At 67.6% G+C, this 23,891-nt stretch carries 21 protein-coding genes; 12 read left to right on the forward strand and 9 right to left on the reverse strand.

The window, feature by feature from the left end; all coding sequences use genetic code 11:
* Nucleotides 1–40 precede the first annotated feature (40 nt).
* The 8 genes from AC5P53_RS15590 to hglS all read left to right on the forward strand — a co-directional run bounded on the left by AC5P53_RS15590 (nt 41) and on the right by hglS (nt 9,377).
* On the forward strand, nt 41–3,040 hold the full coding sequence (locus AC5P53_RS15590; protein WP_164166856.1) for a TonB-dependent receptor: 3,000 nt from the start codon (nt 41–43) through the stop codon (nt 3,038–3,040).
* Nucleotides 3,028–4,614, forward strand: a complete 1,587-nt coding sequence (locus AC5P53_RS15595) for a serine hydrolase (protein ID WP_241887758.1) — start codon at nt 3,028–3,030, stop codon at nt 4,612–4,614. Before AC5P53_RS15590 ends, AC5P53_RS15595 begins: the two co-directional genes overlap by 13 nt.
* A complete protein-coding gene (locus AC5P53_RS15600; RefSeq protein WP_241887759.1) occupies nt 4,547–5,260 on the forward strand; it encodes a M15 family metallopeptidase in 714 nt (237 codons plus the stop codon). Before AC5P53_RS15595 ends, AC5P53_RS15600 begins: the two co-directional genes overlap by 68 nt.
* 209 nt (nt 5,261–5,469) lie before the next feature.
* Nucleotides 5,470–5,841, forward strand: coding sequence for a hypothetical protein (locus tag AC5P53_RS15605; protein ID WP_046428249.1), 372 nt, complete (start codon nt 5,470–5,472; stop codon nt 5,839–5,841).
* Nucleotides 5,842–6,073: 232 nt separating this feature from the next.
* Nucleotides 6,074–6,484, forward strand: a complete 411-nt coding sequence (locus AC5P53_RS15610) for an EF-hand domain-containing protein (protein WP_014035758.1) — start codon at nt 6,074–6,076, stop codon at nt 6,482–6,484.
* Between the two features lie 95 nt (nt 6,485–6,579).
* A complete protein-coding gene (locus tag AC5P53_RS15615; protein ID WP_049397778.1) occupies nt 6,580–7,332 on the forward strand; it encodes an HAD family hydrolase in 753 nt (250 codons plus the stop codon).
* Between the two features lie 31 nt (nt 7,333–7,363).
* Nucleotides 7,364–7,852 (forward strand): hypothetical protein, encoded by a 489-nt coding sequence (locus AC5P53_RS15620; protein ID WP_227864197.1) that lies wholly within the window; start codon nt 7,364–7,366, stop codon nt 7,850–7,852.
* A 160-nt stretch (nt 7,853–8,012) separates the two neighbouring features.
* A complete protein-coding gene (hglS, locus tag AC5P53_RS15625) occupies nt 8,013–9,377 on the forward strand; it encodes a 2-oxoadipate dioxygenase/decarboxylase HglS (protein WP_241887760.1) in 1,365 nt (454 codons plus the stop codon).
* Between the two features lie 74 nt (nt 9,378–9,451).
* Here hglS and scpC read toward each other — a convergent pair whose 3' ends face one another.
* Nucleotides 9,452–10,966, reverse strand: coding sequence for a succinyl-CoA:acetate CoA-transferase ScpC (gene scpC / locus AC5P53_RS15630; protein ID WP_032960979.1), 1,515 nt, complete (start codon nt 10,964–10,966; stop codon nt 9,452–9,454).
* Nucleotides 10,967–11,352: 386 nt separating this feature from the next.
* Between scpC and glnE the strand changes: the two genes are divergently transcribed.
* Nucleotides 11,353–14,148, forward strand: coding sequence for a bifunctional [glutamate--ammonia ligase]-adenylyl-L-tyrosine phosphorylase/[glutamate--ammonia-ligase] adenylyltransferase (gene glnE, locus AC5P53_RS15635; protein WP_241887802.1), 2,796 nt, complete (start codon nt 11,353–11,355; stop codon nt 14,146–14,148).
* Between the two features lie 863 nt (nt 14,149–15,011).
* Here the strand turns inward: glnE and AC5P53_RS15640 are convergent.
* From AC5P53_RS15640 to AC5P53_RS15660, 5 genes are all read right to left on the reverse strand, one after another.
* Nucleotides 15,012–15,572 carry a queuosine precursor transporter gene (locus tag AC5P53_RS15640; protein WP_014645727.1) on the reverse strand — a complete coding sequence of 187 codons (561 nt, stop codon included), beginning with the start codon at nt 15,570–15,572 and terminating at the stop codon, nt 15,012–15,014.
* Nucleotides 15,573–15,647: 75 nt separating this feature from the next.
* Nucleotides 15,648–16,163, reverse strand: coding sequence for a hypothetical protein (locus tag AC5P53_RS15645; RefSeq protein ID WP_014645728.1), 516 nt, complete (start codon nt 16,161–16,163; stop codon nt 15,648–15,650).
* A gap of 31 nt (nt 16,164–16,194) precedes the next feature.
* Nucleotides 16,195–16,698, reverse strand: a complete 504-nt coding sequence (locus tag AC5P53_RS15650) for a hypothetical protein (RefSeq protein ID WP_014645729.1) — start codon at nt 16,696–16,698, stop codon at nt 16,195–16,197.
* 19 nt (nt 16,699–16,717) lie between these two features.
* Entirely contained in the window at nt 16,718–17,569 is an 852-nt protein-coding gene (locus AC5P53_RS15655) for a DUF2145 domain-containing protein (RefSeq protein ID WP_241887803.1), read from the reverse strand.
* A gap of 161 nt (nt 17,570–17,730) precedes the next feature.
* Entirely contained in the window at nt 17,731–18,690 is a 960-nt protein-coding gene (locus tag AC5P53_RS15660) for a mitochondrial fission ELM1 family protein (protein ID WP_241887772.1), read from the reverse strand.
* 126 nt (nt 18,691–18,816) lie between these two features.
* Between AC5P53_RS15660 and AC5P53_RS15665 the strand changes: the two genes are divergently transcribed.
* Together AC5P53_RS15665 and AC5P53_RS15670 are read left to right on the forward strand one after the other, a co-directional pair.
* Entirely contained in the window at nt 18,817–19,407 is a 591-nt protein-coding gene (locus AC5P53_RS15665) for a malonic semialdehyde reductase (RefSeq protein WP_005415046.1), read from the forward strand.
* A gap of 86 nt (nt 19,408–19,493) precedes the next feature.
* A complete protein-coding gene (locus AC5P53_RS15670; protein WP_241887773.1) occupies nt 19,494–20,201 on the forward strand; it encodes a YceI family protein in 708 nt (235 codons plus the stop codon).
* 157 nt (nt 20,202–20,358) lie between these two features.
* Here the strand turns inward: AC5P53_RS15670 and AC5P53_RS15675 are convergent, their stop codons facing one another.
* A complete protein-coding gene (locus tag AC5P53_RS15675) occupies nt 20,359–20,760 on the reverse strand; it encodes a hypothetical protein (RefSeq protein ID WP_241887774.1) in 402 nt (133 codons plus the stop codon).
* A 208-nt stretch (nt 20,761–20,968) separates the two neighbouring features.
* On the opposite strand from AC5P53_RS15675, the gene AC5P53_RS15680 reads away from it, so the two are divergent.
* On the forward strand, nt 20,969–21,802 hold the full coding sequence (locus tag AC5P53_RS15680) for a hypothetical protein (protein ID WP_241887775.1): 834 nt from the start codon (nt 20,969–20,971) through the stop codon (nt 21,800–21,802).
* 161 nt (nt 21,803–21,963) lie between these two features.
* On the opposite strand, the gene AC5P53_RS15685 is transcribed toward AC5P53_RS15680, so the two are convergent.
* Together AC5P53_RS15685 and AC5P53_RS15690 are read right to left on the reverse strand one after the other, a co-directional pair.
* Complete coding sequence (locus AC5P53_RS15685) at nt 21,964–22,761, reverse strand: siderophore-interacting protein (RefSeq protein ID WP_111206376.1); 798 nt, start codon at nt 22,759–22,761, stop codon at nt 21,964–21,966.
* A 60-nt stretch (nt 22,762–22,821) separates the two neighbouring features.
* The gene (locus AC5P53_RS15690) at nt 22,822–23,382 is read right to left on the reverse strand and encodes a PadR family transcriptional regulator (RefSeq protein ID WP_041863018.1); all 561 of its coding nucleotides are present in this window, start codon (nt 23,380–23,382) and stop codon (nt 22,822–22,824) included.
* Between the last annotated feature and the right edge of the window lie 509 nt (nt 23,383–23,891).

Below are 23,891 nucleotides of genomic sequence, written 5' to 3' on the forward strand. Positions count from 1 at the left end.
GCATTCCACACCATTCAATTCTTGCAGGAGAGAGCAGGGGATGAAGGCTTACAGCATCAAGCGGGCGGCGTTGTGCGTCGCTCTCGGGGCGTGTCTGGGCGTGATCGCGCCCAGCGCATTCGCACAGGATGGTTCAGTGGTCGGCCGGCTGGTCAGCGATGCCGGCCAGGTACCGGCCGGTGCCACGGTGACCGTACGCAACCCGGCAACGGGCTTCGTGCGCTCCGTGCAGGCCGAAGCCAACGGCAGCTACCGCATTCCGCTGCTGCCGGTCGGCACCTATGAGATGGAGGTGAGCCTGCCCGGCGGAGGGGCCAGCCGTGTCGGCCAGGTGACGGTCAGTCTCGGCAGCGCGACCACGGTGAACGTGCCGCTGGGTGCGGTCAGTACCTTGGGCACGGTCGAAGTGCGGGCGCCGCAGGTGGTGTCGATGGTGGATGTGAAGTCCACCGAGTCGGCCACCAACATCACCCGCGAGGAACTGTCGCGCCTGCCAGTGGACCGTGACATCACCGCGGTGGCGCTGCTCGCGCCGGGCGCGGTGAAGGGCAAGGGGTCGCTGGGCGGGCAGGGCATTTCCTTCGGCGGTTCGTCGGTGGCCGAGAACACCGTCTACATCAATGGCCTGAACGTCACCGACTTCTACAACCGGGTCGGCTTCTCGTCGGTGCCGTTCTCGTTCTACCAGGAATTCCAGGTCAAGACGGGCGGCTACTCGGTGGAGTTCGGGCGCAGCACCGGCGGCGTCATCAATGCGGTGACCCGCTCGGGCAGCAACGATTTCAAGGCCGGTGCCGAACTGGTGTTCGAGCCGCGCGCGTGGCAGTCGCAGGCACGCGACCGCTACGACGGCAGCGGCAGCCGCTACATCACCGCCAGCCGCGACGACTACAGCCGCAGCGCGCTGAATGTGTTCGCTTCCGGTGCGCTGGTGCAGGACCGCCTGTTCTTCTTCGGCATGTACGAGGCGCGCGACTACCGTCCCACCTCGACCAATGATGCCGGCACGCGCCTGAGCCAGGGCAAGGCCGATGATCCGTTCTGGGGCGGCAAGATCGATTGGCAGATCACCGACAACCAGATGCTGTCGCTGTTCGGCTTCTCGGACAAGAGCAAGACCCTCACCGACGTCTACGCTTACGACTACGCCACGGGGCAGACCGTGGGCGAGCGCAGCAACCAGATCTACAACACGGTGGGTGGCAAGAACTGGTCCGGTACCTACAGCTGGCAGGTCAACAACGACCTGACCATGAAGCTGATGTACGGCGAGAACAAGCGCAACCGTGTGCAGAGCTCGTTGATGGACCAGAACTGCAACCGCGTGTTCGACAACCGCACGGCCGGCCAGGGCGTGCCGCCGTCGCTGCAGGGCGACCGCAGCTGCACCAGCAGCTCGCAGCTGGAGTCGGCGCTGGACACGCGCAAGGCCGCGCGCGCGGACTTCGAATGGACGTTGGGCAACCACCTGCTGCGGTTCGGCCTGGATCGGGAAGAGAACACCTCCGATTACAGCCGCGCCTATCCGGGCCCGGGCGGCTTCCGCTACGACATCTACTACCGCACTCCCGGCAGCTCGCTGAACGGTGGCGTGGTGCCGGCCAGCGGCGTGGTTGTGCGCACCCGTCGCTATGAAGTGGACGGGGCCTTCGAGACGATCAACTCGGCCTACTACCTGGAAGACAACTGGCAGGTGACGCCGAATCTGCTGCTGAACATGGGCCTGCGCCTGGAAGCCTTCGACAACAAGGGCGGCGACGGCAGCAGCTACATCAAGATCGACGACATGCTGGCCCCGCGCCTGGGCTTCTCCTGGGACGTGCGCGGGGATGGCACGACCAAGGTGTTCGGCAACCTGGGCCGATACTTCCTGCCGGTGGCCAACGTCATCAACATCAAGCAGGCCGGTGGTTTCCTCGACGAGCGCACCTGGTACGAGTTCCTCGGCTACACCGGCGCAGCCAACAACATCCCCAACCTGGGCGCGCAGATCGGCCCAGTGGACAACTCGCAGGGCGACGGCAGCGTGCCGGACCTGCGCGCGGAAGTGAACCGGGACATGGACCCGGTCTACCAGGATGAAGCGATCCTGGGCTTCCAGCAGATGATCAACGAGGCCTGGTCGGTGGGCGCCAGCGTGACCTACCGGCGCCTGCACAATGCCATCGATGACATGAACATCACCGCGACCGGCCAGTGTGGTGCCATCGACGGCGTGTGGATCATGGGCAACCCGGGGCGCACCAACACCGTGTGGGGTGACACCGACTGCGACGGCCGCAACGATGGCTGGATCAGCATCGACACCTCGAAGGAAGGTTGGGCGCTGTATGACGACAACGGCAACTATGTCGGCCAGCGCGGCTGGGTGAAGCCCAAGCGTGACTACAAGGCGCTGGAACTGCAGGTCGACCGCGCGTGGGACGGCAAGTGGGGCTTCAATGCGTCCTACACGCTGGCCTATGGCCGCGGCAATGCCGAGGGTCCGGTCAACTCCGATACCGACTTCGCCGATGCCGGTCGCACCGAGAACTTCGACAATCCGTGGGTGAACTACGGGGGCTATGGCTACCTGGCCAATGATCGCCGCCACCAGTTCAAGTTCCGTGGCAGCTACGCGCTGACCGAGAACCTCAGTGTGGCGGCTACGCTGGGCGTGCAGTCGGGCAGCCCGATTACCCGCTTCGGCGCCGGCAATCCGTTCGACGACACCGACTTCCACAGCTACTACGTGTGCGTGTCCAACTGCCAGGCGACGGTTCCGTCCCAGCGCGTGTTCGTGCATTCGCCACGCGGTGGCGACGGCCGCACGCCCTGGACCTATGACCTGGACGTGAGCGTCTCGTACAAGGTACCGATTCCCACCGATCTGCGCCTGAAGCTGGCGGTGTACAACGTGCTCAACCAGCAGCGCGTGGTGACCGTGGACCAGGACTACGAGCCGCAGGACAGCATCGGCACGCCGAACCCGCTGTACCGCTACGGCACCGGCTTCCAGTCACCGCGCTATGCGCAGTTGACCGTGACATGGGCCTATTGAAGCCCGCACGGCAGGCTCGAAACTGCGTCTGCGCGGCGGCGCTGGCGGTGTTCCCGGTTGCGGTGGCACAGACCACCGCGACCGCCTCCCTCGATGCCGATGTCGCTGCCGTCGTCCAGCTCGAGCACCTGCCCGGGCTGGCGATGGCGGTGGTCGACAACGGGCAGGTGGTCTATCGCCACGCCGAGGGCGCGCGTGGCGATGGCGGCCGCATCGACGAGGACACGCTGTTCAAGATCGCCTCCAACAGCAAGGCGATGACTGCTGCACTGCTGGCGCGGCTGGTGCAGCAGAGCAGGCTGCGCTGGGATGATCCGGTGCAGCGGCATCTGCCGGGCTTCCGCATGCACGATGCGTGGGTGGGACAGCAGATGCAGGTGCGCGACCTGCTGATCCACAACAGCGGCCTGGGCCTGGGCGCCGGGGACCTGATGCTGTGGCCGGAGCCGAACGCGTTCACCCGCGCCGACATCATCGCCGGATTGGCGCACCTGAAGCCGGTCAGCAGCTTCCGCAGCCACTATGCCTACGACAACCTGATGTACGTGGTGGCCGGTGAAGTGGCCGCTGCGGCGGGCGGCAAGCCGTATGACCAGCTGATGCGCGAGCAGGTGTTCGAACCACTGGGCATGACGCGCTGCCAGGTGGGGGCGTGGTCGGTGAAACGCGTGGGCAACGTAGCGCAGCCGCATGCCTGGCGTGGCGAACGCAATGAAGTGGTGAACGCCGATGGTGAAACCAGCCCGGACGTGCCGTCGATGGCGGCCGGCGGCATCCGTTGTTCACTGCGCGACATGACGCGCTGGATGCAGGTGCTGCTCGATCCCACCCTGACGTCCGGCTGGCTGGACACGGAGCAGCGCCGCACGCTGTGGACCCTGCACATGCCGATGCCGCTGGGTGAACGCCAGCGGCGCTGGGACAACGCGCACTTCTACGGCTACGGCTATGGCTGGCGCGTGTCCGACATGGACGGCCAGTGGAAAGTGGCGCACACCGGCACGCTGTCAGGCATGTATTCATCGCTGGCGCTGCTGCCTGACCGGAAGGTGGGCGTGGTGATGCTGATCAACGGCGAAGGCGAGGACGCACGCATGGCCCTGATGCAGGCCGCGCTGAAGCGCTTCACCGCAGCGGACGATGCGCGTCCGGCGATGGACTACCTGGCCGAACTGAAGGCTGACCAGGCAACGCGGGCCGCGACCGGCCATTCGCGGCCATCCACCGCGGCGGCGCAGGAGACGAGCCGCACGGACCTGTCCCGCTGGCAGGGCCGCTACCGCGATCCGTGGCTGGGCGCGGCCTCGCTTTGCCCGGGCAAGGACGGCCTGCGTTTCAGCGTGGACAAGTCGCCCCGGCTGCAGGCCACGGTGCTGCAGCTGCAGGGGCGCTGGCTGCTGCGCTGGGATACGCTGGGCGACGAGGCGCAGGCGTGGCTGCAGCCAGGCGAAGGCCCGGCACCGACGCTGGACCTGCGCGCCATCGACCCGGACATCGACTTCAGCTATGACTTCCAGGACCTGCACTTCACTCGTACTGGCGACTGCGCTGGCGGCGACCACCAGCGCCGCTGAGCCACCGCGCGTTTCACCGGCAACCGACGCGGCCAGCGCCGGACTGGTGGAGATCCGCACGTTGTCGCCGCGCATCGACCTGGATATCCGCTACGCCGGTGCCAACAACTTCACCGGGGCGCGCGTGCCCGGCTACGAGGCGCCATCGTGTTATCTGCTGGCGCCGGTGGCGAAGGCGCTGGCACAGGTGGAACAGGACCTGCGCGGCGATGGCTTCGGCCTGCGCCTCTACGACTGCTACCGGCCGGTGCGTTCGGTGCGGGCCTTCATGGCCTGGGTGAACGATCCGCGCGAGCGCTCGCGCAAGGCACAGCAGTACCCGGACCTGGACAAACCACGGTTGCTGGCCGACGGCTACATCGCCGAGCGCTCCGGCCATAGCCGCGGTGCCACGGTTGATCTGGGCCTGCTGGATTGCCGCAGCGGTGCATGCACGCCGCTGGACATGGGAACCGACTTCGATTTCTTCGGTCCACGCGCGCATACGCAGGCAAGCGGATTGAGCGATGCGCATCAGGCCAATCGCCAGCAGCTGGTGCGCGCGATGGCGCGGCGGGGCTTCGTCAACTATCCGCAGGAGTGGTGGCACTACACCCTGCAGCCCGAACCGGATCCTGGCACCGCGTACGACGTCCCGGTACGGTAGGGGCATCGGCAGGGCTGCGCCCCGCCTCTGACAGTTTCCCGCGTGGTCCGTTGTAGAGCCGAGCCCATGCTCGGCTGCTCCTTGTTCAATCGTCGAGATATTCGATTTGGATGGAGATTCATCCACGCATGGCGTGGATCCACTGTGGCTGCCGATTGGGTCCGGCGCAGATCCCTTACACTGGCCGCCTCTTCATCCCTGCCCACCCGATGAACCTTCCCCTGCACTTCGGCCTGCTCGGCACCCTGGAAGCCGGCGCCATCGCCCTGCTGGTCGGGCTGCTGGTGTACTTCGTGTGGTCGCGGCTGTGCCGGCTGCTGCACTGGTCGGTGGGACATGCGATCGGCTGGTCCTGCGTCATCTCGGTGGTGGCCTCCGCTGGCATCGATGCGTGGAAGCTGTTCTACATGGGCATCGTGCGACTGGAGTCGCCGCTGTACGCGCGCCTGTTCCTGGCCACCATCCACGATCCGAACGAGCTCGGCAGCCGTGTCGTGCTGGAAATCGCCGGCGCGCTCGCCGGTGTCGCCTTGGGATGGGTGTTGTTCAGTTCGCGGTCATTGGAAAAAACCGTCGACTGACGCAGGTTTTTCGTTGCCTGCCGGTTAAATGCAGAGGCGCTGAATGCGCATCTTATGAGCTGCTCACTCCTCGCTAACCAGCGCGCTAAAGCATGCGTGGATGCGAGTGGTTAATCGTGCGTGTGGAGGCCGGTCGCGGCCCAAAATCGATTCAGAAACGCGGTGGCAGGGTAGGTGCCGTGCGGAAACAACAGGCCGCGCAACACCACCCAATATGCAGGAGACACCCCTGATGACTATTCGCAACCGCAAGCCCCTGATCGCCCTGATCGTCGCCGCTGGCAGCGTGCTGGCCATTCCGGCGATGGCCCAGTCGGCCAAGCAGCAGGCCGCACATGCGCAGAATGAAGCGGCGCAGGCCCAGCAGGCGGCAGCACAGGCCGGGCAGGCGGCTGACCAGGCGACCGATGCGGCCGCAGCGGCCTCGGCGCAGGCCAACGGTGGTGGCCAGACCTGGGCCAGCATCGATACCGATGGCAACGGCACCATCAGCAAGACCGAGGCGCAGGTGAACGCCGGCCTGGCCCAGGTGTTCGACCAGGCCGATACCAACAAGGACGGCGAGCTGAGCGCCGACGAGTACAAGGCCTACGTGGCCGCGCAGCAGGCCGGTGCGGGTGCCGGCGCGGCGCAGGGCCGCTGATCCAGACCTGATTCGGGAAGACCGGTGCATGGGGACCCGGGCGGCTGCGGCCGCCCGGGTTTTTCTCGTCATCGCCACCCCTGTATCCTTGGCCGATGAACACGTCCACGCCTGCGCCGTCGCGCGCCATCGGCCTGGTCGGTTTTGACGGTGACGACACGCTGTGGAAGAGCGAGGACTACTACCGCAAGGCCGAGCAGGATTACCTTGACCTGCTGTCGCGCTATGTCGACGTGCACGACACCCAGACCGCGCGCCACCTGCTGGAAGTTCAGCAGCGCCACCTGGGCACCTTCGGCTACGGCGTTAAGAGCATGACCCTGTCGATGATCGAAGCGGCCATCGACATCACCGGTCAGCGCATCGAGGCCAAGGACATCCAGCGCATTCTGGATATCGGCCACGATACCCTGCGCCACCCGGTGGAACTGATCGACGGTGTGCGCGAAGCGGTGGCGGCCATCGCCGAGCACTACCCGGTGGTGCTGATCACCAAGGGCGATCTGTTCCACCAAGAAGCGAAGATCAAGGTCGCCAACCTGGCCGAGCTGTTCCCGCGCATCGAGATCGTTTCCGAGAAGGACCCGGAGACCTACGCCCGCGTGCTGGCCGAATTCGACCTGCCGATGCAGCGCTTCGTGATGGTCGGCAACTCGCTGCGCTCGGACATCGAGCCGGTGGTGACCCTGGGTGGCTGGGGCGTGCATACCCCGTACGCGGTGACCTGGGCCCACGAGACCCAGCACGGCGTGGCCGACGACGAACCGCGCATGGTCACCGCCGATACCGCCCACGACTGGCCGGCCGCACTGGCGGCGATCGAGGCCAAGGCCGCTGCGGCGGCCTGACAGGGCCCGGCAGCTGCGGCAGAATCGGGGCATGAACGTCCGACTGCGCGCGCTGTTGTTGTCCCTGCTGCTGGTGCCGGCCACCGTGCCGGCCCAGCAGACCGCCGAGCGTTCGGCGGCGTACACCGTGGAAACCGGTGACCGCTGGATCGATGCCCAGTTGCAGGACATCAACCATTACGCCGAACGCTACCCCGATGCCTTCCTCGATGAAGTGTCGCGCTACGCCGATATCCCCCGCGGCTACATCAATGCGCTGTTCACCACCCATGGCTGGCAGGCCGGGGATATCTATTTCGCCTGCTTCTGGGCCAAGGCCAGCGGCCAGACCTGCCGCGACAGCGTGCGCGCCTTCAGCCAGGACCCGGAGGGCGGCTGGGAAGCGGTGGTGAAGCGCATGCCGGCCAAGCCGGACAACCTGCATTACCGCGCTGTGCGGCATGCCATCGTGGCCAGCTACCAGCACTGGGACCGGCCGATCACCCTGGATGCCACCCTGAAGCGCCAGTTGAAGCGGTAGTGCCGGCCGTTGGCCGGCAACTGCACCCTTACAGGCATCAGGAGGTTGCCGGCCAGCGGCCGGCACTATCCGGCCATGTTGCTCTGCGTATCGCCGCCGCCGCGCGCTCCGGCGACAATACGGGTCCGAGCTGTTCCCCGTTCCCGTAATCGAGTGACTGATGAGCGCCTCTTTCGTTTCGCCTGATGTGATCCGCCGCCTGTTCGCGCAGGCCATGTCCCGCATGTACCGCACCGAAGTGCCGCTGTACGGCACGCTGGTGGAACTGGTGGAGCGGATCAACGCGCAGGTGCTTGCCCAGGACCCGGCACTGGCCGCGCAGCTGCAGCGCAACGACGAGCGTGCGCGCCTGGACGAAGAGCGCCATGGCGCGATCCGCGTCGGCACCGCGCAGGAGCTGGCGACGCTGCGCCGCCTGTTCGCGGTGATGGGCATGTACCCGGTCGGCTACTACGACCTGTCGGTAGCCGGCGTGCCGGTGCACTCCACCGCGTTCCGCCCGCTGACCGGCGCCGCGCTGGCGCAGAATCCGTTCCGCGTGTTCACCTCGCTGCTGCGCCTGGAGCTGATCGAAGACGAAACCCTGCGTGCCGAGTCGGCGAAGATCCTGGCACGCCGCCGCATCTTCACCGACGGCGCACTGGCGCTGATCGACCAGGCCGAGCGTGACGGTGGCCTGTCGCAGGCCGACGCCGAGCGCTTTGTCGACGAAGCACTGGAAACCTTCCGCTGGCACGGCGATGCCACGGTCGATCTGCCGACCTACCACGCGCTGCACAATGCGCACCGCCTGGTGGCCGACGTGATCAGTTTCCGTGGCCCGCACATCAACCACCTGACCCCGCGCACGCTGGACATCGACGCGGCGCAGGCGGCAATGATCGAGCACGGCATGGCGGCCAAGGCGGTGATCGAAGGGCCGCCGCGCCGCGCCTGCCCGATCCTGCTGCGCCAGACCAGCTTCAAGGCGCTGGAAGAGGCCGTGCATTTCCCGGATGCGGACGGTGGCGATGCCGGCACCCATACCGCGCGCTTCGGCGAGATCGAACAACGCGGCCTTGCGCTCACCCCGAAGGGCCGCGCGCTGTACGACCAGCTGCTGTCGCAGGCACGCGATGCCGGTGGCGAAGGCAGTACCGGTGGCGACTACGGGCAGCGCCTGCAGGCGGTATTCGCCAGCTTCCCGGATGACCATGACACGCTGCGCCAGGAAGGATTGGGCTACTACCGCTACCAGCTGACCGACGCCGGCCGCGCCGCGCCGGAACGCGTGGCCGATCTGCCTGCCGAAGTGCTGGTGGCCGCCGGCCTGGCCACGGCCGATCCGATCGTCTACGAGGATTTCCTGCCGGTCAGTGCCGCGGGCATCTTCCAGTCGAATCTGGGCGGCGAAGAACAGCGCGCGTATGCCGCGCACGCCAACCGCGAGGCTTTCGAGCAGGCGCTGGGCGTGGCGGTGAATGACGAGTTCGAGATCTACGAGCGGCTGCAGGCTGAGTCGCTGGCGGCGCTGCGCACCGCGTGAGGTAGAGCCGGGCGCTGGCCGGCTGTAGGGGAAGCCGGCCAGCGGCCGGCTCTACCCGATGTCCGGACCCGGGGTCAGCCCTTCATCGTGCCCGTATCCAGCCAGCGCTGGTGCCACGACAGTGCTTCGGGCAACAGGTGCGGGGTGTGCTTGCCGTAGCTTTCGCGGCTGGCACGGTCGAAGTAATCCTGCAGCTGCGGGCGGAAATCCGGGTGCGCGCAGTTGTCGATCAGCACCTGCGCGCGCTTGCGCGGGGTCAGGCCACGCAGGTCGGCCAGGCCCTGTTCGGTGACGATCACCGACACGTCGTGCTCGGTGTGGTCGACATGGCTGGCCATCGGCACGATCGCCGAGATGGTGCCGTTCTTGGCAGTGGACGGGCTCAGGAACGCCGACAGGAAACCGTTGCGGGCGAAGTCACCCGAACCGCCAATGCCGTTCATGATCCGCGTGCCCATCACGTGCGTCGAGTTGACGTTGCCGTAGATGTCCACCTCGATCATGCCGTTCATGCCGATGCAGCCGAGGCGGCGCACCAGTTCGGGATGGTTGGAGATCTCCTGCGTGCGCATGATGATGCGCTCGCGGTAGAAATCGATGTTCTCCTTGAACGTCTCGTTGGCCTGCGGGCTCAGCGCGAAGCCGGTACACGAGGCGTAGCTCAGCACGCCATCGCGCAGCAGGTCGAGCATGCCGTCCTGGATCACTTCGGTGAACGCGGCCAGGTCGCGGAAACCGCTCCTGGCCAGGCCGGCCAGCACGGCGTTGGGGATGTTGCCCACGCCCGACTGCAGCGGCAGCAGGTTCGGCGGCAGGCGGCCCTTCTTCACCTCGTGCTTGAGGAACTCGATCAGGTGCGAGGCGATCTGTTCGCTGGTCGCATCGATCGGACTGAACGGGCTGTTGCGGTCCGGGCCGTTGGTGCGCACCACGGCCACGATCTTGTCCGGGTCGCAGCGCAGCGCGGTGTCGCCGATGCGGTCGTTGGCGTTCACCAGCGGAATCGGCTTGCGGTGCGGTGGCAGCGCGGTGCCGTAGTAGATGTCGTGCATGCCGTCGACGCCGGCCGGTTGCCATTCGTTGACCTCGACGATCACCTTCTTGGCCAGGTCCAGCCAGGTCTTGTTGTTGCCGACCGAGGTGGAGGGCACCAGCGAGCCATCTTCGCGGATGGCCGAGACTTCGATCACGGCGGTATCGATCTCGCCGTAGAAGCCGAACCACACGTGCTGGGCGACGTGGCTGAGGTGGATGTCGATGTAATCCAGCTTGCCCTCGTTGATGCGGTTGCGCGCATCCGGATCGCTCTGGAACGGCATGCGCATGGCGATGCCATCGGCCTTGGCCAGCGCGCCATCGAGTTCCGGCGCGGTGGAGGCGCCGGTCATCAGCTTGATCTGGAAGGGCTGGCCCTGGGCGTGCACTGCTTCGATGCGGCGGGCCAGTTCCACGGGAACGGCCTTGGGATACCCGGAGCCGGTAAAGCCGCTCATGGCCACGGTTTCACCGGGCTGGATCAGCGCGGCTGCGGCCTCGGCGGAGACCACGCGGTCACGAAGACGCGCGTTGGCGATGCGATCAACAGACATGACGACAGTGTTTCTGGGGGGAAAGCCGATTATCGGCCATCCTCATCCGTACGGGGGGTTCTACCTTCGTGGAATGGCTTTTCCCCACCGGGGTCACCCATACCCACCGGTTTTGTTTTGCAGTGCAGCGTGCAAAGTGCTTTCGCAGCCCGCACGATGGCCCTGCATCCCGACGTGGGGGAGGGAGCAGAGCCCGCTGGCAGTTCGCTGCAAGCGGGCTTTTTTATTGCCTGCCGCCCAGAATGAATGCGCGGCACCCCTTCGGGGTCGGATCCTTTTGCCAAGGGCAAAAGGCTCTGACCCCAGCAGCGGCATCAACCGGCGGCACCTCGGGGTCAGAGCCCTTCGCCGTTGGCAAAGGGATCCGACCCCGCGAGAATCAGCGCATGACCCTCGCCACCGCTGACCTGCCCGCCACCCTGCAGCCCCTTGTCGACCGCGCCCTGGCGCGCCTGGCCCAGGTCCTGACCGAGCCCGTTCCGGCCGAGCTGCTGCCGCTGCTGACCCGGCTGGCGGTGGCCAGCGACTTCGCGCTGGACACCCTGGTGCGGCAACCGGCGCTGCTGGCGCAGCTGGCCGCGCCAGGCTGCCCGCCGATCCCGGCGCCGGTGCTCGATCCGCTGCAACCCAGCGACTGGCCGGCACAGCTGCGGCGCTGGCGCACCGCGATGTCCACGCGGCTGATCTGGCGCGACCTGGCCGGGCTGGACGACGTGGCGCAGACCCTGGCCGGCGCCACCACCCTGGCCGAGGATTGCCTGCGGCTGGCGCTGGACGCCCTGCAGCAGGAATTCGCACGGCGGCACGGCGTGGTCCGCGATGGCGCAGGCGTTCCCCAGCAGCTGGTGGTATTCGGCCTGGGCAAGCTTGGCGGTGGCGAGCTCAACTTCAGTTCCGATATCGACCTGGTCTATGCGTACCCGCAGGGCGGCGAATCCGACGGTCCGCGCGCGCTGGCCGCCGAGGAGTATTTCGCCCGCCTCGGCCAGCGCCTGGCCAAGCTGCTGGACGAAACCACGGTCGATGGCTTCAGCCACCGCGTCGACCTGCGCCTGCGCCCGTTCGGCAGCGCCGGTCGCGTCGCGCTGTCGTTCGCGGCGATGGATCAGTACTTCCAGCGCGAAGGCCGCGACTGGGAGCGCTATGCGTGGCTGAAGGCGCGCGCGGTGGCCGGCGACATCGACGCCGGCGAAGCGTGGTTGCAGACCCTGCGCCCATTCGTATACCGCCGCTACCTGGATTTCACCGCGCTCGACGGCCTGCGTGAGATGAAGGCGGCGATCACCGCCGAAGTCGCGCGCCGCGAGCTGCACGAAGACATCAAGCGCGGCGCCGGTGGCATCCGCGAAATCGAGTTCCTGTGCCAGGCGCTGCAGCTGATCCGCGGTGGCCGTGAGCCGGCGCTGCGCGAGCGCCGCCTGCTGGTGGCACTGGACGCGCTGGTGGCCGCCGGACAGATTGCGCCCGACGATGGCGCTGCGCTGCGCGAGGCCTACCTGTTCCTGCGCCGGTTGGAGAACCGCCTGCAGATGCTGCGTGACGCGCAGACCCACGTGCTGCCCAGCGACGCGCTGGACCGCGCGCGCATCGCCATCGGCCTCGGCTACCCGGATTGGGAGGTACTGCGCGCGGCACTGGCCGAACAGCAGCAGCGGGTCAGCACCGAATTCGCCGCGCTGCTGGCCCCGCGCAAGGGCCAGGCCGCGCCCGACGCGCTGGCCAACTACTGGCGCAGCCTGCCCGAGGGCAGCAACGCGCCGTTGCTGGCCGAAGCCGGTTTCCTCGATGCCAATGGCGCAGACCAGTCGCTGCGCGATTTCGCCCAGGGCACCGGCGTGAAGTCATTGTCCGATGCGGCGCGTGCGCGGCTGGATCGCGTACTGCCCGCGTTGCTGCATGCGGCCACGCGTTCGCCGCAGCCCGATGCCGCGCTCAAGCGCGTGCTCGGCCTGCTGCAGGCGGTGCTGCGCCGGACCAGCTATCTGGCGCTGCTGGACGAACAACCGAGCGCGTTGGCGCGTCTGGTCGATGTGCTGGCGCGCAGCGCGCTGCTGGCCGAGCGGCTCGCCGCGTACCCGCTGTTGCTGGACGAACTGCTGGACGTGCGCGTGTCCGGACCGATGCCCGATGCGGCCGGCATGCTGGCCGAGTGCCAGCAGGTGCTGGCGGTGGAAGATCCCGAATCGGCACTGCGCTGGCTCAACGAGACGCGGCTGGCGCTCAGTTTCCGCATGGCGATGGCCACGCTGGACGGCCGCCAGGGCGCGGTGGACAGCACGCGGCAACTGGCCGAACTGGCGCAGGCGGTGGTGGTCACCGTGCTGGCGATGGCCGAGGCGGACATGCGCGCCGCGCACGGCGCGATTCCCGGTGGACGTTTCGCGATCATCGGCTACGGCAGCCTCGGCGGGCTTGAACTGGGCTTCGGTTCCGACCTGGACCTGGTATTCCTGCACGACAACCCGGCCGGCGTGGAGGCCAGCGACGGCGCGCGTCCGCTGGAGCCGGGGCGCTGGTATGCGCGGCTGGCGCAGAAGGTGATGGCGCTGCTCGGTGCGGTCACCGCCGCCGGCCGCCTGTACGACATCGACGTGCGCCTGCGCCCGGATGGCGGCAAGGGGTCGCTGGTGTCTTCGCTGGCCAGCTACACCGAGTACCAGCGCGAACGTGCGTGGACCTGGGAACACCAGGCGCTGGTGCGCGCGCGTGGCGTGGCCGGCGATGCCAGCCTGCTGGCCGATTTCGAGCAGGTGCGTGCACAGACGCTGGGGCGTGAGCGCGACATGGGTGTGCTGTATGCCGACGTGCTGAAGATGCGCGGCCGCATGCGCACCGAACTGGACCGCAGCGACGCCGCACGGCTGGACCTGAAGCAGGGTGCGGGCGGCGTGGTGGACCTGGAATTCCTGCTGCAGACCGGTGTGCTTGCGCGCAGTGCGCGGCACGTGGCGTTGCTGCAGCCGCGCGATACGCCGTCGTTGATCAATGCGTTGGCTGGTGTTGGTTTCCTGCCCGATGCCACTGCGCAGGCGCTGCATGGCGCGCACGCCACGCTGTTGGACGTGGGCCTGGCCTGCACGCTGGACCGCCGCCCGCGGCTGGCCCCGACCACGCCGGCGATTGTAGAGGCGTGTGCAGCGATTACGGCGGCGTGCAGAGCGGCAGAGCTGCCGTTCGCCTGAGTGCCGGATGGCGGAGGACTGCAGTTGGTAGATGCCAACCTTGGTTGGCATGAATGCCAAGCGCCAACCAAGGTTGGCGACTACCGGATCAATGGCCCTGCGATGCTCGCTCCTGGTGGGTGCCGACCGTTGGTCGGCACAATCTGTCGGCACCCACCGGATCAATGGCCCTTCGATGGCACGCCGTTGGTAGATGCCAACCTTGGTTGGCATGAATGCAAAGCGCCAACCAAGGTTGGCGACTACCGGATCAATGGCCCTGCGATGGCCCGCTCCTGGTGGGTGCCGACCGTTGGTCGGCACAATCTGTCGGCAGCGATGAGTTCTGCAGGGCGTGCCGACCAACGGTCGGCACTCACCGGCTCAATGGCCCTGCGAGGGCCCGCCATTGGTAGATGCCAACCTTGGTTGGCATGAATGCCAAGCGCCAACCAAGGTTGGCGACTACCGGATCGGCCCTGCGATGGCCCGCTCCTGGTAGGTGCCGACCGTTGGTCGGCACAATCTGTCGGCAGCGATGAGTTCTGCAGGGCGTGCCGACCACCGGTCGGCACCCACCGGCTCAATGGCTCTTCGATGGCACGCCGTTGGTAGATGCCAACCTTGGTTGGCATGAATGCCAAGCGCCAACCAAGGTTGGCGACTACCGGATCAATGGCCCTTCGATGGCACGCCGTTGGTAGATGCCAACCTTGGTTGGCATGAATGCAAAGCGCCAACCAAGGTTGGCGACTACCGGATCAATGGCCCTGCGATGGCCCGCTCCTGGTAGGTGCCGACCGTTGGTCGGCACAATCTGTCGGCAGCGATGAGTTCTGCAGGGCGTGTCGACCAACGGTCGGCACCCACCGGCTCAATGGAGGTCAGCTGGTGGCGCGCAACGGCGCCATCTTCCACAACAACGCGCGGAACGGGGCCAGCAGGCAGACACCGATCGCCAGCTTCACTGCCAGGTCGCCGGCGGCCCAGCTCACCCACGGCAAGGTGGAACCGGCAAACGCGATCGACCAGAAAAGGGTGGTATCCACCGTCGCGCTGCAGGTGGTGGCCACCATCGGTGCGCGCCACCAGCTGCCGCGGCGCAGGCGGTCGAACACGGTGATGTCCAGCAGCTGGGCCACGATGAACGCCGAGCACGAGGCAATGGCGATGCGCGGGGTGGCCACCCAGATCGACAGCAGCACCGCCACCGCGAAACCGATCCACGCCACGCGGCGCGCCGGGCCCGGGCCGAAGCGGCGGTTGATCAGGTTGCTGACCAGGAACGCGACCGGATAGCTGAAGGCGCCCCAGGTCAGCCAGTCGTTGATCGGGTACTGCACCAGCACGTTGGACAGCAGCACCACTGCACCCATGGCCAGTACCGCCAGCACCAGGGCGCGCGGGGTCAGCGGGGCAAACAGAGGGGCAGGACGCACGGACATGGCGAGCCAAGGGGACAAAGGGGATCGCCCATTATCCGCCCGGCCTGCGGCAAAGCCAAAACCGGTCGTTCAGCTTTACAGCGCTTCACTCATCACATCACCGGCGGCATAGGCCGTCGGCACATAGGCCAGGGTCTGGCCCTGCGCGCTCTTCACGTTCCAGCCGGCACCGGCCTCGGTGGGGTCGAAATGCACCCGTTGCCCGACCACGAAGGCTGCAGTCGGGTTCTCGCCCGGCGGCTGCACCGGCCAGCGCAGGGTGGCGGTGTGGTCGGCCTTGTCCGGTACCTGCAACTGCACCTGGCGTTCGCCCGTGGGCGTGGTCTCCACCTTCTTCACTTCCATTGGCGGCAGCGGCACCGCCTTGGTGCGGGTCGCCCTGGCATTGCGTTCGCTGGCCTTGAACGGCGCCTTGGACAGTTCGGACAGGCCCATCGAGGCCGCCATCGGCAGCGACAGCACCACGAACGAGGTCACGATCACGCTGGCCTCGCTGCTGTTCAACTGCGGCGCGGCGCCGGCATGGACGGTGGGCACCAGCAGCGCTGAGAGCAGCAATGCAGTGGTGGGAACGCGCAGGCAACGGAACATGGAGACCTCCTGGTCAGCGTGGGGCGGCGGCTCAGCGCCGGGTATCGAAGATGTCGCGCGGGCCGGTAGCCTCGGGCAGGTATTCCAGCGCACGGCCCTGGTTGTCCTTCAACTGCCAGCCCTGGTCATTGCCCGTCGGCTCGAAGTTCACGGTCTGGCCCACGGTGAACTGCACGGCCGGGTCGCCAACGCCGCGCGGGTACTGCATCGACGCGGTGTTCTGCGGATCGTTGGCATCGCGCAGCAGCACTTCGCGGCGGCCGTCGACGGTAGTGGCAATCGCGCTCACCTCCATCTGCGGCAGCTTGATCTGCTGCGGGCGGGCCAGCGGCTGGCCGGCATCGGCGGCATCCTGGGCTTCCTTCGCCGCGGCGGCGCGGGCCGAGGCCACCATCTGCGTGGACATTTCCAGGCTCGGTCCCTGCGGGCCCGGGTCATGGATGATCACGATGCGGCGTTCGGCATGGGCGGCCGATGACCAGGCCAGCGCGGTGACGATCAGCATCGATACCAGGGAGTTGTGCAGCAGACGCATGTCGTTCTCCTTGCGGGATTCAGGACGAGGCGGCGGTGGCACCGGCCACCGGCACATGGGGGATCACCAGTTCCTGCTGCAGCTGGCTGCGCTGGTGCAGGAAGTCGAACACCGATTCCACCGTCACCACCGAATAATTGCCGGAGATGCGTTCGCCGGCCGGATGGTCGGTGGTGGTGGCGTTGGCCACGAACAGGCGCGCACCCACGCGCTTGCCGAGGCCGATGTGCAGCACGCTGGGCTGGTACTTCTGCTGGCGCAGCCACTGCTGTGCCTGTTCGCGCTTGACGATGGCCGGCGCGCCTTCGGCCTGCGCCATCGCCGCCGCCAGCACCTCCAGCACCCACTGGTTGGAGTTCTGATAGTCGGTGGCGAACGGGTAGGCGACCACGTTGTACTTGGTTTCGTGCAGCGCCTTGGGTTGGATCGAGGGCGACACCAGCATCGCGCGCAGTGCGGCACGCAAGGGGGCCGACGGCACGCCGATGCGCAGGTCGGTATGGCCGCCGCTCTCGCCGACGAAGTTGCCGAGGCCCTCGTGGTACAGCTGCGAGCTGTCGGTCTTGCAGCGGTTGAGCAGGTGCATCGCGCGCCAGCGGCCGTCGTCCTCGCGCAGCAGGAAGGCCAGGTGGCTGTGGCGCAATCCATAGCGGCTCAGGTCCTGGCCACCGCGCGCGGCGACCACCACGTCCACATCGGGCAGCGCGTCCAGGCGTTCGGCGGTGGTCCAGGCCACGTCCAGCATCGCCGCCTGCGATGCCACACTGGGGTAGCGCTCGCGGCAGGCGGTGCTGTTGGCCCAGGCCGGTGCGGTCGCCAGCAGGCTGGCGATCAGCAGCGCGGCGCGGGGCAGGCGGGAAAAACGATCCATGTCGGTACCTTCAACGGCGGGCAGGCCCGCGCGCCGATCATACGCTGCTCAGCGCAGCGGGCGATCCACGCCCTTGCGCCGCGCAATCGGGTAGTGCCGGCCGCTGGCCGGCAACGGCAGGGTTTGGCAATGCGTGCAGCGTTGGCGGCCAGCGGCCGGCACTACCGTGATGCCAGGCGCTGTTTCACTTCCGCCGCCACCCGAGCGGTTTCGCGCAGCGGCTCGATGCGGTCGTACTGCCAGTCCAGCCAGTGCGCCTGCAACCGCCCGCGTTCGCGCAGCTGCTGCTGGAAGCGCGCCAGGCGGCCCTGCGCTGTGTCGGCCAGCGCCACCATCACCGGCATGCGCGTGGCGCACGCCTCCGAGAGCAGGTTCACCGAATCGGGCGAGACCACCACGCGGTTGGCCCAGCCGAGCAGGCCGGCATAGGGATTGGTACCGTCGCCACCATCGCCCCAGATCACGTGCGGCAGGTCGGCGAACTTCGCGCGCAGGATCTCCGCCAACGCCGGCGGCGTGCGTCGCGAGGTGGTGGCCAGCAGGCTGCCGCCTTCGCTGCGGATCTGGTCGGCCAGCGCCTGGAATACACCGACCATCGCCGTCTCATCCCACGGCGCCAGTGGCGTCGGCCCGCCCACCAGCAGCGCAGTGCGCGGGCCGGGCAGGGTGCTGAAGCCGGCGAACGCGGCGCGGCCCCAGGCCAGCCAGTCATCGTCCACCGGGTTGAGGCTGCCGAGCAGGGTCAGCACGTTGCTGCCGCGCAGGGCGTCGTGTTCGGGCACCACCACCACGTCCCAGTGGCGCGCGCCGATGCGCGGGTCGAGGATCTGCACCACCTGGGTGCCGCGTGCGCGCAGCACGCGCAGGGCGCCAGCGGCCTGGCGGCCACAGCCGATCGCCAACGCCGGGGCGTCGGCAGCCAGCGTCGCGAAGGCCTCGCCGTAGCCGTTCACATCGCCGGGCAGGCGCCGCGGCGCCAGCCAGCGCCAGGGCGCGCGCGGTTGCAGCAGCAGCGGTCGGTGGGTGCCCTGGCGCAGTGCCGAGGCCAGCGCGACCGCCTGGCGGACATTGCCCGCACGGCCGTCAGTGACCGTCCAGGGCGCGCTCGATCGTTTCACCATTGGCATTAATTCGTTTCAGTCCTGCTGGGTGTTGCAACAGTCGCGACACTCTACACTGCGGCTCGTCGATTCGCCCCGCGCCGCCCGCGGGCACTGACTCCCTTTCGCCGCCCTGGAGATCCACCGATGTCCCACGCGCTCGACGCTGCTGCCCTCGATCAGCTGTTCCGCACGGCCCGCACCCAGAACGCCTTCCTCGACAAGCCGGTCCCCGAGAGCCTGCTGAAGGAACTGTACGACCTGGTGAAGTGGGGCCCGACCGCGGCCAACACCACGCCGGCCCGCTTCGTCTTCGTCACCTCGAAGGAAGCCAAGGACAAGCTGGCCCCGGCGCTGTCCGAAGGCAACCTGGCCAAGACCATGGCGGCGCCGGTCACCGTCATCATCGGTTTCGACCTGGACTTCCACGAGAAGCTGCCGTACCTGTTCCCGCACACCGATGCCAAGGCCTGGTTCGACGGCCCGCAGGAAGGCCGCCACGAAGCCGCCATCCGCAACGGCAGCCTGCAGGGCGCCTACCTGATCCTGGCCGCGCGCGCGCTGGGCCTGGATGCCGGCCCGATGTCCGGCTTCGACCCGGCCAAGGTCGACGAAGCCTTCTTCGCCGGCACCTCCATCAAGTCGAATTTCCTGGTCAACCTGGGTTACGGTGATCCGGCGGGCCTGTTCCCGCGCCTGCCGCGCCTGTCGTTCGACGAAGCGGCGCGCATCGCGTAAGTCGCTGTATCGGTTTCGGGCCCGCCGTCGTGCGGCGGGCTCTTGCTGCACCGTGTACCCACCCTACGATCCGGAGAGTTCCTCAGATGAGCGCCACCCGTAAACTGCTGCTGCCGCTGGCCCTGACCCTGGCCATCGCCGCCTGCTCCAAGCCGGCCGACACCGCTGCCCCGGCGGCCGATGCCGCCGCCCCGGCCACCACCGAGCAGGCCGCCACCCCGGCCGCCGATGCCGCCGCTGCTGCGCCGGCTGCCGAAGCGATCAAGATCGCCTCGGGCACCTACAAGCTGGACCCGAGCCACACCGACGTGCTGGCGCAGTGGAGCCACTTCGGCTTCTCCAACCCGAGCGCGCACTTCGGCAATGTCGAAGGCACGCTGGTGTACAACGCCGAAGACGTGACCAAGTCCACCGTGGAAGTGAAGCTGCCGCTGAGTGGCCTGAACAGCTTCACCGCCAAGTTCGACGAGCACCTGAAGAGCGCCGACTTCTTCGACGCCGCCAAGTTCGCCGATGCCACCTTCAAGAGCACCAAGGTGGAAGCGGCCGGCACCAACAAGCTGACCGTTACCGGCGACCTGACCATCAAGGGCATCACCAAGCCGGTCACCCTGGACGTCACCGTCAACGGCGGCGGCGAGCACCCGATGGCCAAGGTTCCGGCCGCCGGCTTCGATGCCACCACCACCCTGAAGCGCAGCGATTTCGGCGTCGGCGCGTATGCTCCGAATGTCAGCGATGAAGTGAAGATCCGCATCACCACCGAAGCCACCGGCGAAAAGCCGTCCGCTTGATGCACCCCGCTCACTCGTCGTGAGAAGGCAGAAGGCCCGCTGAAAAGCGGGCCTTCTTTTTGGGTGCGGGGGAACGCGCGTTGGTAGATGCCAACCTTGGTTGGCACATGGGCACTCCGCAGGCCAACCAAGGTTGGCCACTACCGGGTACGATCCCTCAGCGCAACGCGCCCAACCATGCCACGCACGCTTCGCTCGGGCTCTGCTTGGCCTTCACCGCCAGCCCGCTGGCCCGTGCGAACGTCTGCGCGGCCTGTGCCACCACCTGGCGCGCGATCAGCGCCGCCTGCTTGGTCGCGGCCTGCTGCTTGCGCAGCTGCACGATGTTGATCGAAGGCCGACCGACCGGCGCATATTTCTGGTCGCGGCGCAGCACGTCGGCCACCTGGGCCACTTCGAATTCGGCCTGCAGGTAGCGGTGTTGTGCCGCCACCAGCTCGCGCAGCGGCGCGCGCAGTACGGCGGTGTCGGCGAACGCGGCCAGCGCCGCATCGCAGGCGGCGTCATCGGCAAAGCGGGTACGCAGCGCGTCCACGCTGGCCAGGGTCAGTTTGGCCATGTGGGCCTCGTTGCTGCAGGAAAGGAGCGCGATTGTCGCATTGCCTGGCGGCTGATGCGTTGAACCGGGTGTCGGAATCCGTGTAGAGCCGAGCCCACGCTCGGCTCATCGCGCGCAGCGCGAGGGTTTTCCGATGGCGGAGCGGAGAGCAGCCGAGCGTGGGCTCGGCTCTACAATGGCTGTTGTATCACCCACGGAAGGAAGACCCATGCAGGACGCGCAGTACTGGTTGAACGAATTCTGGTCGGGCCTGAGCGTGCTCGATCTGCTGGGCGGCAGCGTGCTCGGTACGCTGCTTGGCCTGGTGCTGGGTATCCTCGGCTGGCGCTGGCTGCACCGCCGGGGTTGGTTGCAGAGGCGCAAGCGCTGGCATCACTGGCTGCTGGCCAGCTACGTGGTGCTGCTGCCGCTGGCCACGGCCTTCTTCGGCCTGCAGCTGGGCTTCATCGCCGGTGCGCACCGCGCGCTGTTCAAGCAGCTCGATCATTTCCAGCCGCACCTGCAGACCCTGGTGGAAGGCTGGAGCGAAGGCTTCACCGACTCGCTGGATGACCCGCGCATGCGCGAGGCGTTGCGCCGCCAGGGCACGGTGGGCGATGTGGCCGACACCATTGCCTCTGCCTACCTCAGCGAACATCCGTTGCCCGGCCTTGATCGTCTTGGCAATGGCCCGTTGGCACGCGGCACCGGCTGGGTGATCGGCAAGGTGCGCGAAGGCCTGCTGCGCGGCATGGTGGAAGACACGCTGGTGGACAAGGCCGGCACGGTCGGGCTGGAACCCAAGGTGGTGCGCGAGGCGCTGACCATGCATGTGGATGAGCTGCTGCACACCCGTGGCGTGCTGCGGCTGGTGAAGGCACAGATCAACGGCATGATGGCCGGCGTGTACTTCGGGCTGCTGCTGCCGCTGCTGGTCATCGCGCTGCTGGTAGCGCTGGAGATCTGGGCCGCGCAGCGGTTCGGGTGGACGCGGCAGGTGGCCAAGCCGCCGGTCGCGGTCCCTCCTGTAGAGCCGAGCCCATGCTCGGCTCATCGCGGGTAGCGCGATGGGTCCATCGGTGGCCGAGCGGAGAGCAGCCGAGCGTGGGCTCGGCTCTACACAGTCAAAGGCGTGCGGACCAACGGTCCGCACCCACCAGGCAGGTTCTGGTGCATGGGGTCAGATCCCTTTTCCACAGGAAAAGGGATCTGACCCCGAGCCGGTCAATCGCCGTCGGTTTCGTCCGGGTGGGCCTTCCAGTAGCCGGTCGAGCGGATCCAGTCGCGCGGCACGCCCAGGTGGCCTTCGATGAACTTGCGCATCATCCGCGCGCGGCGCGATTCGGTGGCGATCCAGTAGAAGACATCGCCGTCCGGGGCCTCGAAGTCGGTCAGCATGTCTTCCAGCAGCGTGCTGCTGGCCGCCGGGAAGCCGTTGCGCTCCAGCCAGTGGATGCGCACGTTCTCGTACTGCGGCAGGTCCTGGCGTTCGGCTTCGTCGCGCACTTCGATGAAGGCCTGCACTTCGGCACCGTCCGGCAGCACGTCCAGCCAGCGGGCGATGGCCGGCAGCGCGGTTTCATCGCCGATCAGCACGTAGGCGTCGTAGGTGTCGGCCACCACGAACGAGCCGCGCGGGCCGCCGATCACCAGCACGTCGCCCGGCTGCGCGCGCTCGGCCCACGGCCCGGCAATGCCCTGGTCGTGCAGCACGAAGTCGATGGCCAGCTCGCCGGTTTCGTGGTCCCACCAGCGCGGGGTGTAGTCGCGCGACGGCGAGGGCGCCTTGCCGTCCGGGTAGCTGCGGCCTTCGGCGGTCAGCACCGGCAGCACCATCTCGCCGCTGGCGTTGGGGAAGAACAGCTTGATGTGGTCGTCGGCACCGGGCGAATCGAAGCCGGCCAGATCGTCGCCACCCAGCACCACGCGGCGCATGTGCGGGGTGACCTCTTCGGTGCGCAGCACGGTCAGTTCACGGAAGCGCACATCCAGGCGCAGGCGCGTGTTGTTGTGTTCGGTCATGGGGATACCTGTAAAGGTGTCGCGCGGGGGCGCGCGGCATGGGGGAGGACCTGGCTGGATTCAGTCTGGCTGGGTCGTTGAAAACGGTGGGTTCTCGCTACCGGCGGTACCGTTGAGCAGGGCCGAGGCCCGCGTCAGCAGCGCCGCCACTTCTTCCGCCTCGCCCTCGGCCCAGCGGCCGTGGTGATGCACCAGCGCCCGCTTGAACTCGCGCAGGGCAGTGGCCAGCGGCGGCGGCAGCGAGGCCTTGGTGATCTCGCGGGCACGGTCGAAGGCACGCCGCTGCGCCAGCCGCACCTGGGTGCGCTGCACCTTCAGCTCGAACTCGCCGGCAGCGGTGATGCGGAAGATCCGCTTGCCATCCACTTCCTCGGCCTCGATCCAGCCGGCCTGCTCGAAGCTGGCCAGCAGCGGGTACATGGTGCCGGCGCTGGGCGTGTAAGCCTGCATGAACTGGTTGCTGATCAGCTGCATCAGTTCGTAGCCATGGCGCGGCTGCTCGCCGATCAGGGCCAGCACCAGCAGGCGCAGGTCACCGCGGCTCAGCACGCGTGGCTGGCCGTTGCGGCGGGGCACCGCCGGATCGGTGGAACGGGCTCTGGGAGAAGGGGGGCGGCTCATTTCGATATATCGGTAAACGAGTGTGCAAACGATATATCGATATATCGAAGCCGGCAATCATCGATCCGGCCACAAGCAGGTCCGTTTTGGGCCACGGGCGGCCGCGTGCACAGCAAAAGGGGCGCCCCTTGCAGGGCGCCCCGGCGAACCGTGGAAGGGAGCAGGGCCGCCAGGCCCCTCACTCGCGGCCCACGTTGGACCCGCAGCCGGTACCGATCCAGAGGCAGGTGCGACATGTTGTCGCCGGTTCAGTACCGTTGCCCGAACCGCCCCTACAGCGGTGCCGGAGTTGCCCTACAACCGTCATCGGCAGCGGTAACACTGCGTCCTGCACATGGGCGCAGCGGCCCGCAAGCGACAGCCCGCGCAGCCGCCAAGGCCCGCCGCAGGGCCGTCAGCGGGCGCGGCAAGCCCCTTGCGGACACTGGCCGGTTGCATCCATACGCCTGCGTAGCCAAGTGACGAAAGCCCTTGGTGCGCTACACTTTGCGGTCTAGAAATCTATACAA

It is taken from the genome of Stenotrophomonas sp. YJH_SMC_82, from assembly GCF_059368875.1.

Coding starts and splice junctions, on each gene's coding strand:
- scpC (WP_032960979.1), bottom strand. CDS start 10,966: ATGTCTGTTGATCGCATCGCCAACGCGCGTCTTCGTGACCGCGTGGTC.
- AC5P53_RS15690 (WP_041863018.1), bottom strand. CDS start 23,382: ATGAGCCGCCCCCCTTCTCCCAGAGCCCGTTCCACCGATCCGGCGGTG.
- AC5P53_RS15640 (WP_014645727.1), bottom strand. CDS start 15,572: ATGTCCGTGCGTCCTGCCCCTCTGTTTGCCCCGCTGACCCCGCGCGCC.
- AC5P53_RS15600 (WP_241887759.1), top strand. CDS start 4,547: ATGACTTCCAGGACCTGCACTTCACTCGTACTGGCGACTGCGCTGGCG.
- AC5P53_RS15620 (WP_227864197.1), top strand. CDS start 7,364: ATGAACGTCCGACTGCGCGCGCTGTTGTTGTCCCTGCTGCTGGTGCCG.
- AC5P53_RS15610 (WP_014035758.1), top strand. CDS start 6,074: ATGACTATTCGCAACCGCAAGCCCCTGATCGCCCTGATCGTCGCCGCT.
- AC5P53_RS15645 (WP_014645728.1), bottom strand. CDS start 16,163: ATGTTCCGTTGCCTGCGCGTTCCCACCACTGCATTGCTGCTCTCAGCG.
- AC5P53_RS15655 (WP_241887803.1), bottom strand. CDS start 17,569: ATGGATCGTTTTTCCCGCCTGCCCCGCGCCGCGCTGCTGATCGCCAGC.
- AC5P53_RS15685 (WP_111206376.1), bottom strand. CDS start 22,761: ATGACCGAACACAACAACACGCGCCTGCGCCTGGATGTGCGCTTCCGT.
- AC5P53_RS15680 (WP_241887775.1), top strand. CDS start 20,969: ATGCAGGACGCGCAGTACTGGTTGAACGAATTCTGGTCGGGCCTGAGC.
- hglS (WP_241887760.1), top strand. CDS start 8,013: ATGAGCGCCTCTTTCGTTTCGCCTGATGTGATCCGCCGCCTGTTCGCG.
- AC5P53_RS15650 (WP_014645729.1), bottom strand. CDS start 16,698: ATGCGTCTGCTGCACAACTCCCTGGTATCGATGCTGATCGTCACCGCG.
- glnE (WP_241887802.1), top strand. CDS start 11,353: ATGACCCTCGCCACCGCTGACCTGCCCGCCACCCTGCAGCCCCTTGTC.
- AC5P53_RS15590 (WP_164166856.1), top strand. CDS start 41: ATGAAGGCTTACAGCATCAAGCGGGCGGCGTTGTGCGTCGCTCTCGGG.
- AC5P53_RS15660 (WP_241887772.1), bottom strand. CDS start 18,690: ATGGTGAAACGATCGAGCGCGCCCTGGACGGTCACTGACGGCCGTGCG.
- AC5P53_RS15665 (WP_005415046.1), top strand. CDS start 18,817: ATGTCCCACGCGCTCGACGCTGCTGCCCTCGATCAGCTGTTCCGCACG.
- AC5P53_RS15615 (WP_049397778.1), top strand. CDS start 6,580: ATGAACACGTCCACGCCTGCGCCGTCGCGCGCCATCGGCCTGGTCGGT.
- AC5P53_RS15605 (WP_046428249.1), top strand. CDS start 5,470: ATGAACCTTCCCCTGCACTTCGGCCTGCTCGGCACCCTGGAAGCCGGC.
- AC5P53_RS15675 (WP_241887774.1), bottom strand. CDS start 20,760: ATGGCCAAACTGACCCTGGCCAGCGTGGACGCGCTGCGTACCCGCTTT.
- AC5P53_RS15595 (WP_241887758.1), top strand. CDS start 3,028: ATGGGCCTATTGAAGCCCGCACGGCAGGCTCGAAACTGCGTCTGCGCG.
- AC5P53_RS15670 (WP_241887773.1), top strand. CDS start 19,494: ATGAGCGCCACCCGTAAACTGCTGCTGCCGCTGGCCCTGACCCTGGCC.